The 11072-nt window shown below is 71.3% G+C and carries 9 protein-coding genes and 1 tRNA gene; 8 read left to right on the top strand and 2 right to left on the bottom strand.

Annotated elements, in window-relative coordinates; translation table 11 throughout:
* A partial coding sequence (locus tag ACWD3D_RS25825; RefSeq protein ID WP_451463177.1) for a potassium/proton antiporter occupies nucleotides 1-1560 on the bottom strand: 1560 nt, incomplete at its 3' end.
* 278 nt (nucleotides 1561-1838) lie between these two features.
* On the opposite strand from ACWD3D_RS25825, the gene ACWD3D_RS25820 reads away from it, so the two are divergent.
* A complete protein-coding gene (locus ACWD3D_RS25820; RefSeq protein WP_451463176.1) occupies nucleotides 1839-4607 on the top strand; it encodes a penicillin acylase family protein in 2769 nt (922 codons plus the stop codon).
* A 27-nt stretch (nucleotides 4608-4634) separates the two neighbouring features.
* Here the strand turns inward: ACWD3D_RS25820 and ACWD3D_RS25815 are convergent, their stop codons facing one another.
* On the bottom strand, nucleotides 4635-5252 hold the full coding sequence (locus ACWD3D_RS25815) for a 5-formyltetrahydrofolate cyclo-ligase (protein ID WP_451463175.1): 618 nt from the start codon (nucleotides 5250-5252) through the stop codon (nucleotides 4635-4637).
* A 94-nt stretch (nucleotides 5253-5346) separates the two neighbouring features.
* On the opposite strand from ACWD3D_RS25815, the gene galU reads away from it, so the two are divergent.
* The 7 genes from galU (at nucleotide 5347) to ACWD3D_RS25780 (ending at nucleotide 10997) form a co-directional block, all read left to right on the top strand.
* The gene (galU, locus tag ACWD3D_RS25810) at nucleotides 5347-6249 is read left to right on the top strand and encodes a UTP--glucose-1-phosphate uridylyltransferase GalU (RefSeq protein ID WP_451463174.1); all 903 of its coding nucleotides are present in this window, start codon (nucleotides 5347-5349) and stop codon (nucleotides 6247-6249) included.
* A 4-nt stretch (nucleotides 6250-6253) separates the two neighbouring features.
* Nucleotides 6254-7564, top strand: a complete 1311-nt coding sequence (gene glp / locus ACWD3D_RS25805) for a molybdotransferase-like divisome protein Glp (RefSeq protein ID WP_451463173.1) — start codon at nucleotides 6254-6256, stop codon at nucleotides 7562-7564.
* A 117-nt stretch (nucleotides 7565-7681) separates the two neighbouring features.
* A complete protein-coding gene (gene moaC, locus ACWD3D_RS25800) occupies nucleotides 7682-8182 on the top strand; it encodes a cyclic pyranopterin monophosphate synthase MoaC (RefSeq protein ID WP_451463172.1) in 501 nt (166 codons plus the stop codon).
* A gap of 119 nt (nucleotides 8183-8301) precedes the next feature.
* The gene (locus ACWD3D_RS25795) at nucleotides 8302-8775 is read left to right on the top strand and encodes a MogA/MoaB family molybdenum cofactor biosynthesis protein (protein WP_451463178.1); all 474 of its coding nucleotides are present in this window, start codon (nucleotides 8302-8304) and stop codon (nucleotides 8773-8775) included.
* A 17-nt stretch (nucleotides 8776-8792) separates the two neighbouring features.
* Nucleotides 8793-9404 carry a GNAT family N-acetyltransferase gene (locus ACWD3D_RS25790; protein ID WP_451463171.1) on the top strand — a complete coding sequence of 204 codons (612 nt, stop codon included), beginning with the start codon at nucleotides 8793-8795 and terminating at the stop codon, nucleotides 9402-9404.
* A 165-nt stretch (nucleotides 9405-9569) separates the two neighbouring features.
* Nucleotides 9570-10793 (top strand): divisome protein SepX/GlpR, encoded by a 1224-nt coding sequence (gene sepX / locus ACWD3D_RS25785; protein ID WP_451463170.1) that lies wholly within the window; start codon nucleotides 9570-9572, stop codon nucleotides 10791-10793.
* Between the two features lie 130 nt (nucleotides 10794-10923).
* Nucleotides 10924-10997 (top strand) — tRNA-Ala (locus tag ACWD3D_RS25780).
* The last annotated feature ends 75 nt before the right edge of the window (nucleotides 10998-11072 follow it).

Genomic DNA, 11072 nt, shown 5'->3' with positions numbered 1-11072 from the left:
TGGTTCAGCCGCTTCGGCCGGCTCAGCGAGGACATCGACAAGTCCGAGGCGGCGATCGACGCTTACGAGGAGTACCTCTCCGGGCTCATCCGGCACCACGGCGTCGCCGTCCACCGCGCCGCCCGGACCCTGCCCCGCGCCGAGCCAGCCGGCCAGCTTGCCGCCTTCGCCGACCGCCCGCAGCCGGGCCTCGGCCGCGTCGCGCACCGGGTCGGTGGCGACCACCAGGAGTTCGTCGCCGCGCCGCAGCACGGTGGCGGGGGCGGGCACGAAGCTCGTACCGTCCCGGACCACCAGCGTGACGGCGGAGCCGGCGGGGAGGCGCAGTTCGCCCACCTCCACGCCGTGCATCTTCGACCGCGCCGGGATCGCGACGGAGAGCAGGTGCCCGCGCAGCCGCTCCAGGGGGGCGGACTCGATGCCCAGGTCGGCGGCTTCGGACGGGTCCTCGGCGATCTTCAGCGCCTTGGCGAGCCAGGGCAGTGTCGGGCCCTGGATCAGCGTGTAGACGATGACCAGCACGAAGACGATGTTGAAGACCCGGGTGGAGCCGTCGATGCCGGCCACCATCGGGATGGTGGCGAGGATGATGGGGACGGCGCCGCGCAGTCCCGCCCACGACATGAGGGTCTTCTCCCGCTTGGGCAGCCGGAAGGGTGCCAGGCTCAGGAAGACCGAGAGGGGCCGGGCCACCACGGTGAGCACCAGGCCCACGACCACCGCGGGCCAGAAGTCGTCGAGCAGGTCGTGCGGGGTGACGAGCAGGCCGAGCAGGACGAACATGCCGATCTGGGCGAGCCAGCCGAGCCCGTCGGCGAAGCCCCGGGTGGCCGGCCAGTGCGGCAGTTTGGAGTTGCCGAGCACCATGGCGGCCAGGTAGACGGCGAGGAACCCGCTGCCGTGCGCGATGGCGCCCTCGGCGTACGCCGTGACGGCGATGGCCATCACGGCGATCGGGTAGAGGCCGGAGGCGGGCAGTGCGACGTGGCGGAGCGCGTAGGCGCCGAGCCAGCCGGCCGCGAGGCCGATGGCCGCGCCGATGGCGAGTTCCAGCGCTATCTCGCCGACCAGGACGTACCAGTGCTCGACCGGGCCGATCGTGGAGAACGCGAGGACGAGGATGACCACCGGGGCGTCGTTGAAGCCGGACTCCGCCTCCAGCACGCCGGTGATCCGGGAGGGCAGCGGCACCTTGCGGAGTACGGAGAAGACGGCCGCCGCGTCCGTCGAGGACACGACCGCGCCGATGATGAGCGCCTGCTTCCACTCCAGCCCGACGAGGTAGTGCGCCCCCGCCGCGGTGACGCCCACGCTGATGCCCACGCCCACGGTGGAGAGCACGGCCGCCGCCGGAAGCGCGGGCCTGACCTCTTTCCACTTCGTGCCCAGTCCGCCCTCGGCGAGGATCACGACCAGGGCTGCGTAGCCGATCACCTGGGTGAGTTCCGCGTTGTCGAACTGGACGTCGAAGATGCCGTCCTGTCCCAGCGCGATGCCGATGCCGAGGTACAGGAGCAGGCTGGGGAGCCCGCTGCGTGACGAGATCCGGACCGCCGCCACCGCGACGAGCAGGACGAGCGACGAGACCAGCAGGAGTTCGTTGAGCGTGTGGACAGTCAGGGCGCGCTTCCTTCCCCGCGTACGACCGCCGGGCAGGTTCCCGACGAGCAGGTACTTCGTTACCTTACCTAATCTTTAACGTTTTCTTGACGCCTTCGATTATGTGTACGACCTGTGTGCGGATGGCCGCAGCCCCCCACCGCGTCCGAGTCGGATCGGCGCTGCGCCTATGGTTGCCCTTGCACTCCCAGGACCACCCTGCCCCGCGAAGGACAGCGATGCCCGCCAACACAACCGTCTCTGCCGGTCCTTCCACTGCGAAGAAAACCGGCCGGAAGAAGGGGCGACGCGCCCGCCTCCTCGTGCTCGTCCTGGTCCTGGCGCTGGTCGGGGGTGTCGGGTTCGGCGCGTACTGGTCCGTCGCCACGGTCCGGGCCTCGTACCCGCAGACCACCGGAACGATCGAGGTCCCCGGCCTGACCGGCGACGTCGAGGTCAAGCGCGACGACTACGGCATCCCCCAGGTCTACGCGGACACCGACGCCGATCTCTTCCGCGCCCAGGGCTTCGTCCAGGCGCAGGACCGCTTCTACGAGATGGACGTCCGCCGTCACATGACGGCCGGACGGCTCTCCGAGATGTTCGGATCCAGTCAGGTGGAGACCGACTCCTTCCTCCGCACGCTCGGCTGGCGGAAGGTCGCGCAGGAGGAGTACGACAAGGTCCTCAGCGCCGACACCAAGAAGAACCTCCAGGCGTACGCGGACGGCGTCAACGCGTATCTGAAGGGCAAGGACGGGAAGGACATCTCCGTCGAGTACGCGGCGCTCAACCTGACCAACGACTACAAGCCCACCGAGTGGACCCCGGTCGACTCGGTCGCGTGGCTGAAGGCGATGGCGTGGGACCTGCGCGGCAACATGCAGGACGAGATCGACCGCTCGCTGATGACCAGCAGGCTCACGGCGAAGCAGATCGCGGACCTGTACCCCGAGTACCCGTACGACAAGCACGAGACGATCGTCGGCGAGGGCGCGGTCTCCTCCGTCACCGGTGAGTTCGACCCGGACGCCGAGGCGAGCGACCCCACCGTGGACGGCTCCACCCTCGCCGGCGCCACCGAGGGGCTGAACACCCAGCTCGGCGCCCTCTCCGACACGCTGGACGAGATCCCGGCGCTGCTCGGCCCGAACGGCAACGGCATCGGCTCGAACTCCTGGGTCGTCTCCGGCGACCACACCACCACCGGCAAGCCGCTGCTCGCGAACGACCCGCACCTGGCGCCGATGCTGCCCTCGCTCTGGTACCAGATGGGGCTGCACTGCCGCGAGGTCTCGGCGAAGTGCCAGTACGACACCGCCGGATACACCTTCTCGGGCATGCCCGGTGTGATCATCGGCCACAACCAGGACGTCGCCTGGGGGCTCACCAACCTCGGCGCCGACGTGACCGACCTCTTCCTGGAGAAGGTCTCCACCGACGGTTACCTCTACGACGGCAAGACGGTCCCCTTCACCACCCGTGAGGAGACCATCAAGGTCGCCGGCGGAAAGAGCCGGAAGATCACCGTCCGCGAGACCAACAACGGCCCCCTGGTCTCCGACCGCAGCAGCGAACTGGAGAAGGTCGGCCAGAAGGCTCCGGTCGCCGGTGCCGCACCCGACCGCGCCTCCGGTTACGCCGTCGCGCTGAAGTGGACCGCGCTCCAGCCCGGCCACTCCATGGACGCCGTCTTCGAGCTGGACCGCGCCGACGACTTCGCGTCCTTCCGCAAGGCCGCCGCGCACTTCGAGGTGCCCTCGCAGAACCTCGTCTACGCGGACGCCGAGGGGGCGAAGGGCAACATCGGCTACCAGGCCCCCGGCTGGATCCCGGTCCGCAAGGCCGGTGACGGCACCATGCCGATGCCCGGCTGGTCCTCGAAGTACGGCTGGGAGAAGGACCCGATCCCCTTCAGCGAGCTGCCGTACGAGTACAACCCGGAGCGCGGCTACATCGTCACCGCGAACCAGGCGGTCGTGGACGAGAAGTACCCCGAGCTGCTCACCAAGGACTGGGGCTACGGCACCCGCAGCCAGCGCATCAACGACCTCATCGCGTCGAAGATCAAGGGCGGCGAGAAGATCTCGACCGACGACATGCAGAAGATGCAGATGGACAACACCAGCGAGATCGCCGCGCTGCTGGTGCCCAAGCTGCTGAGCATCAACATCGCCGACAAGGACGTCCGCGAGGCGCAGAAGCTGCTGGAGGGCTGGGACTACACCCAGGACTCCGACTCGGCCGCCGCCGCGTACTTCAACGGCGTCTGGCGCAACATCCTGATGCTGGCCTTCGGCGACAAGCTGCCCAAGGAGATGCGCGTCGAGGGCGACTGCATCTACGTCACCCGGGCCGACTCCACCGGACCCGTCGACGAGCAGAACAAGCTGGTCCGCGAATGCGGCCAGCGCGACGCCGACTCGGCGCAGCCGGACGGCGGCGACCGCTGGAACGAGGTCGTCTCCAAGATCCTGGACGACAAGGACAACGCCTGGTGGAAGGTGCCCGCCCAGGGCCGCGAGAAGGCCATCGACAACCGTGACCAGCTCTTCGCCCGCGCCATGGACGACGCCCGCTGGGAGCTGACCGCCAAGCTCGGCAAGGACATCTCCACCTGGAGCTGGGGCCGGCTGCACCAGCTGACGCTGAAGAACCAGACCCTCGGCACCTCCGGTCCCGGCCTGCTCCAGAAGGCCCTGAACCGCGGTCCGTGGAACCTCGGCGGCGGCGAGGCGGCGGTCGACGCCACCGGCTGGAACGCGGCCGGCGGCTACGACGTCATCTGGGTGCCGTCGATGCGGATGGTGGTGAACGTCGGCGACTGGGACAAGTCCCGCTGGATCAACCTCACCGGCGCCTCGGGGCACGCGTTCAGCGCGCACTACACCGACCAGACGGACAAGTGGGTCAACGGCGAACTGCTCGACTGGTCCTTCGGCGCCGACGCGGTCACCGCCTCGACGGCCGACACGCTGACCCTCAAGCCGGCGGCGGCCACCGGCTGACCCCGGGCCGGAGCGCGCGGCGGCCGGTCACCGGCCGAAGCGGCGCGTTCCGGCCGGAGTGACGACGGCGTCCACGGGGTGGTCGTGCGGTTCCGCCGGAACCCGCGCGACCACCTCGTCGTCGTACAGCAGCACCACCAGCGCGGGATGCGCCCCCGCCGCGGCGAGCCGGGCCAGCACCCGGTCGTAACTGCCGCCGCCCCGGCCGAGCCGCATGCCGCGGGTGTCGGTCGCGAGGCCGGGCAGCAGCACCGTGCCGGCGTCGAGGACGGCCGCGGGGCCGAGCCGCGGGCCGTCGGGTTCGAGGAGCCCGCGCCCCGCCCTCAGCAGCCGGTCCGGGCCCTCGTACACCGCCCAGTCCAGGTCGTTTCCGGGCAACAGCACCGGCAGCAGGACGCGTACGCCGCGGTCGCGCAGCGCGTCGAGCAGCGCGCGGGTACCCGGCTCGCGCCCCACCGACACATAGGCGGCGACGGTCCGGGCGCCGGAGAGTTCGGGCAGGGTGAGCGCGCTACGGGCCAGGGCGGCGGCGGAGTCCGCCAGTTCCCCAGGGGTCAACGCCGCCCGTGCGGCGAGGAGCTCGCGCCGCAGGGAAGCCTTCAGGGACGGCGTGTCGGCCGCCGCGTCAGCCGGCTCACAGGTCATAGGAAGCTCACACTTTTCTCATACGGGTACGTATGACCACAAAGTTAACCAGTGGATCATCGTCCGTTCGTACGCAACCGTTATGGTTCAGCGCATGAATGAGTCGACACCCAGGATCAGCAAGGCCGTCATTCCGGCCGCGGGTCTGGGCACCCGCTTCCTGCCGGCCACCAAGGCCACTCCCAAGGAGATGCTGCCCGTCGTCGACAAGCCGGCCATCCAGTACGTCGTCGAAGAAGCCGTCACCGCGGGCCTCTCCGACGTACTGATGATCACCGGACGCAACAAGCGTCCGCTGGAAGACCACTTCGACCGGAACTACGAGCTGGAATCCGCGCTCACCCGCAAGGGCGATGCCGAACGCCTCCAGAAGGTACAGGAGTCCAGCGACCTCGCCACCATGCACTACGTCCGCCAGGGCGACCCCCGCGGCCTCGGCCACGCCGTGCTCTGCGCCGCCCCGCACGTCGGCGACCAGCCGTTCGCGGTCCTCCTCGGCGACGACCTGATCGACCCGCGCGACGCGCTGCTGGCGCGCATGGTGGAGGTCCAGGAACGCGAGGGCGGCAGCGTCGTCGCGCTGATGGAGGTCGACCCGGCGCAGATCCACATGTACGGCTGCGCCGCGGTGGACGACACCGTCGCCGACGGCGTGGTCCGGGTCACCGGCCTGGTGGAGAAGCCCGACCCTGCCGACGCGCCCAGCAACCTCGCCATCATCGGCCGGTACGTGCTCGACCCCGCCGTCTTCGACATACTCCGACGGACCGAGCCCGGCCGGGGCGGCGAGATCCAGCTCACCGACGCCCTCCAGCTGCTCGCCGCCGACGAGAAGATCGGCGGGCCCGTGCACGGCGTCGTCTTCAAGGGGCGCCGCTACGACACCGGCGACCGGGGCGACTACCTTCGGGCCATCGTCCGGCTCGCATGCGAACGCGAGGACCTGGGCCCGGACTTCCGTACCTGGCTCCGCCGTTATGTCAACGAGGAGATGTAGCACTGTGAGCAGCACGATCTGGTCGGTCGACGAGCACCTCGCCGACATCCTGGGCGCGGTGAAGCCGCTCGAACCCATCGAGCTGCAACTGGCCGACGCCCAAGGGTGCGTGCTCGTCGAGGACGTCGTCGTGCGGATCGCGCTCCCCCCCTTCGACAACAGCTCCATGGACGGCTACGCGGTCCGGGTCGCCGACGTCACCGGGGCGAGCGAGGAGTTCCCCTCGGTGCTCACCGTCGTCGGCGACGTGGCGGCCGGCAGTGACGGGCTCCCCGACGGCGGGGTGGTCGGCCCCGGCCAGGCCGCCCGCGTCATGACCGGCGCCCCGCTGCCCGAGGGCGCCGAGGCCGTGGTCCCCGTCGAATGGACGGACGGCGGTACGGGCGAGGGCCCCGCCTCCACCATGCGCTCCCACCGGGATGCCCCTCAGGGCGCGAGCGGTGAGGTCCGGGTGTACCGCGCCGCCGAGGCCCGTGCCCACGTCCGGGCCTCCGGCAGCGACGTGAAGCCGGGCGACCTGGCCCTCGCGGCCGGGTCGGTCCTCGGCCCGCCGCAGATCGGTCTGCTCGCCGCGATCGGCCGCGCCACGGTCAAGGTCCGCCCCCGCCCCCGCGTGGTCGTCGTCTCCACCGGCAGCGAACTCGTCCAGCCCGGAGAAGAGTTGGCGGGCGGCCAGATCTACGACTCCAACAGCTACGCGCTCACCGCCGCCGCCCGCGACGCCGGTGCCATCGCCTACCGGGTGGGCGCGGTCACCGACGACGCCGAGACGCTGCGCACCACGATCGAGGACCAGCTCATCCGGGCCGACCTGGTGGTCACCACCGGAGGCGTCAGCGTGGGCGCGTACGACGTCGTCAAGGAGGCGCTCTCCTCGGTCGGTGACGAGGACGAGCCCGGTGGCGGCATCGACTTCCGCACGCTCGCCATGCAGCCCGGCAAGCCCCAGGGCTTCGGCTCCATCGGCCACGACCACACCCCGCTGCTGGCCCTCCCGGGCAACCCGGTCTCCGCCTACGTCTCCTTCGAACTCTTCGTCCGCCCGGCGATCCGCGCGCTGATGGGCCTCGAAGAGGTGCACCGGCCCACCGTCCGCGCCGCCCTCACCACCTTTGAGGCGCTCACCTCCCCGGCCGGGAAGCGCCAGTTCCTGCGCGGCACCTACGACGAGGTGTCGGGCACCGTCGTCCCGGTGGGCGGCTCCGGTTCGCACCTGATCGCCGCACTGGCGCGGGCGGACGCGCTGATCGTGGTGCCGGAGGACGTCACCACCCTGGAGCCCGGCACGGAGACCGAAGTGGTCCTGCTCCGCTGAGACGGGCGCGGTGGCGGTACGGTGTCTGCCGCTGCCTCACCGGGGGACGTACCCCGGGCCCCCGGCCCGAACTCCGGTCCGGCGGGCGAACGGCGCCCTACCGCTAGGCGGAGTGAGTTGAGTACGCAGAACAGGCTGACGCACATCGACGAGGCGGGCGCGGCCCGCATGGTCGACGTCTCGGCGAAGGACGTCACGGCGCGCGTCGCCCGGGCCGGCGGCCGGGTCCTCGTCTCGCCGCGGGTGATCGAACTGCTGCGGGGCGAGGGAGTGCCCAAGGGCGACGCCCTCGCGACCGCGCGGATCGCCGGGATCATGGGGGCCAAGCGCACCCCCGACCTCATCCCGCTCTGCCACCCGCTCGCGGTCTCCGGCGTCGAGGTCGAACTGAGCGTGGCGGACGACGCCGTCGAGATCAGCGCCACGGTGAAGACCACGGACCGCACCGGCGTCGAGATGGAGGCGCTGACGGCGGTCACGGTCGCCGCGCTCACGGTGATCGACATGGTGAAGGCCGTCGACAAGGGCGCCGTCATCACCGACGTACGGGTCGAGGCCAAGTCCGGCGGCAAGTCCGGCGACTGGATGCGCCCGGCGCCGACGGGAGCGGACGCGTGAGCGCCTCCGGCTTCCCGGCCTCAGGTTCCCCGGCCTCAGATTCCCCGGCCTCAGGTTCCCCGGCTTCCGGCAGCGGCCCGTCCGAGGGCTCCGGACCGGCCCCGTACACCGCCCTCGTCATCACCGCCTCGAACCGCGCCGCCGCAGGCGTCTACGCCGACAAGGGCGGCCCGATCCTCGTGGACGGACTCACCGGCCTCGGCTTCGCCACGGACGGACCGCTGGTCGTGCCGGACGGCGAGCCGGTGGAGCTGTCGCTGCGCGCCGGGATCGCGGGCGGATACGACGTCATCCTGACCACCGGCGGCACCGGCATCTCGCCCACCGACCTCACCCCGGAGATGACCCGCAGGGTGCTGGACCACGAGGTGCCCGGCATCCCGGAGGCCATCCGCGCCGAGAACCGGGACGCAGTGCCGACCGCCGCGCTCTCCCGGGGGCTCGCCGGGGTCGCCGGGCGCACGCTGATCGTGAACCTGCCCGGCTCGACCGGCGGGGTGCGCGACGGGCTCGCCGTCCTCGGCCGGATCGTCACGCACGCCGTCGACCAGTTGCGCGGTGGCGACCACCCCCTGCCCGGGAGCCCGTCCTGAACGCGCACCTCTGGCCGGTGCTCCTGAAGGACGGCGAGGTGACGTTGCGGCCGATACGCCTGCGGGATCAGAACGTCTGGCGCGAGGTCAACCGCCGCAACCGGGACTGGCTCCGCCCCTGGGAGGCCACCGTCCCGCCGCCCGTCCCCGGCGGCCCCGTGATCCGCCGGCCCACGTACCGGCAGATGGTCCGGCACCTGCGCGCCGAGGCGAGAGCCGGCCGGATGCTGCCGTTCGCGATCGAGTACGAGGGCCGTCTCGTCGGCCAGTTGACCGTCGCGGGCGTCACCTGGGGCTCGATGTGCTCGGCGCACATCGGTTACTGGGTCGACCAGGACGTCGCGGGCCGGGGCGTCATGCCCACCGCGGTGGCTCTCGCCGCCGACCATTGTTTCCGCCGCGTCGGGCTGCACCGTATCGAGGTCTGCATTCGCCCCGAGAACGGGCCGAGCCGCCGGGTCGTGGAGAAACTCGGATTCCGCGAGGAAGGGTTGCGGCCCCGCTATCTGCACATCGACGGCGCCTGGCGGGACCACCTCGTCTACGCGCTCACGTCGGAGGAGGCGGCGGACGGGCTGCTCCGGCGCTGGCACCAGTCGAGACCGGGAACGCGCCGCCCATCCCCATAAATCAAATGCATGTTCGAAATAAACGCCTTGTCGTCGCATTAAGCACCGGCGGCGTCACTCGTTGGTCTGAACAATCACAAAAAAGGCCCGTGATATCAGCCTGATCGTGCGACACACCGTGGCAATTGGCGGATGCCGCCGTGCAAACCCCTCTACGGTGTGAGCGTGAGCAGCAGCGGCCTCATCTACGCAGTCATCGTCGGGGCCTGGGCCGCCTACTTGGTGCCGATGTGGCTCCGAAGGCAGGACGAACTCAACGAAGCGCGTCCGACGGAACGCTTCAGCACCGCCATCCGGCTGCTGTCCGGACGGGCGGCGATGGAGCGTCGTTACGCCAAGGGGTTGCGGGAGCGTGGCGCCGAGGAGGCGGAACCGGTCGTCGACCCGGACGCCGAGACGGACCGGATGGAGTCCGTCGACGTCCGGGCCTTCGCCGCGCCCGGGGCGCACACCGAAGCCAGGATTCTCGATCCGGCGCACGCTCCCGAGCGCGCGTCCGGACGCCCGGCGGTGGAGCACCCGGCGCACCCGGCCCATTCCGCACACGAGCGGAGCGACCCCCGCAGCCGCCCGGCGGCGCAACGCCCGTCCGCCGGGCGGCCTCCCGAGCAGCGCGTCGCACAGTCCGCGCCGTCGGCGCAGCGCGCCCGGGGCGGGGCCGAGGACGCCGAACGCGTCCGTCGCGCCCAGCGGTCCCAGGTGCTGGCCCGGCGCCGGCGTACCACCAGCGTCCTGTTCCTCGTCTTCACCGCCGGCGCGATCGTCGCGGCGGTCGGCGGCCTCGCCTTCCTCTGGGCCCCCGCCGCACCCGCGGTGATGCTCAGCGCCTACATCGTGCACCTGCGTGCCCAGGAGCGGAGGCGGTTCGTCTTCACCATGGACCGCCGCCGGGCCGAGGACGCGGCGCAGCGCCTGCGCGAGAACCGCCCCCGCCGCCACCAGCAGGCGGTGCCCGCGGTCGAGCCGGACGAAGAGCCCGAGGCGCACCATCCGGCCGACCCGGTTCCCGTACCGGCCGTCTCTCCTCAGGAGGCCGGCCGCCGGGCGCTCGTCGAGCAGACGGACCACGCGGAGTGGGTGGACCAGCAACGCGAGCGCGGCCGGGTCCAGGGCGACAGCTGGGAGCCGGTCCCCGTACCGCTGCCGACGTACGTCACCGCCCCCGTCGCCCCGCGTGCCTCCGGCGGCGTCGAGGTCAACGACCCGGAGACCTGGAGCGCCGCCCGCTCCAGCACCGCCGAGCCCGCCCTGCCGGACCCGGCCGTCCCGGACGTGGACCAGACCCCCCGCCGCCGGCCCGACGCCCGCCGCACCCGCGACCGGGGCCGCACCCCGCTCTTCGACCAGTACGACGACGAGGAGGACCGACCCCGTGCCGCCAACGAATGACGGCCGCGGGACCGGCCTCCCGCCCGGCGGCGTCCGAGCCGGGGGACCTCCGGAACCCCGACACCCCTGACCAGCGGGGAACGGATTTCCAAGCACCCCCTGGAGGGTGCTAGAGTTTCACTCGTCGCAAGGGCCTGTGGCGCAGTCTGGTAGCGCACCTCGTTCGCATCGAGGGGGTCTGGGGTTCAAATCCCCACAGGTCCACAGACGACAGTTCGCGAGTAGCTCTCGTGGACGTCACAAGATCCCGCCCGGTCGGGACTCATCGAGGGATTCGTG

This window comes from Streptomyces sp. NPDC002690, assembly GCF_053592415.1.
The sequence above is the reverse complement of the archived record's forward strand: the minus strand, read 5'-3'. Positions and strand labels throughout refer to the sequence as shown.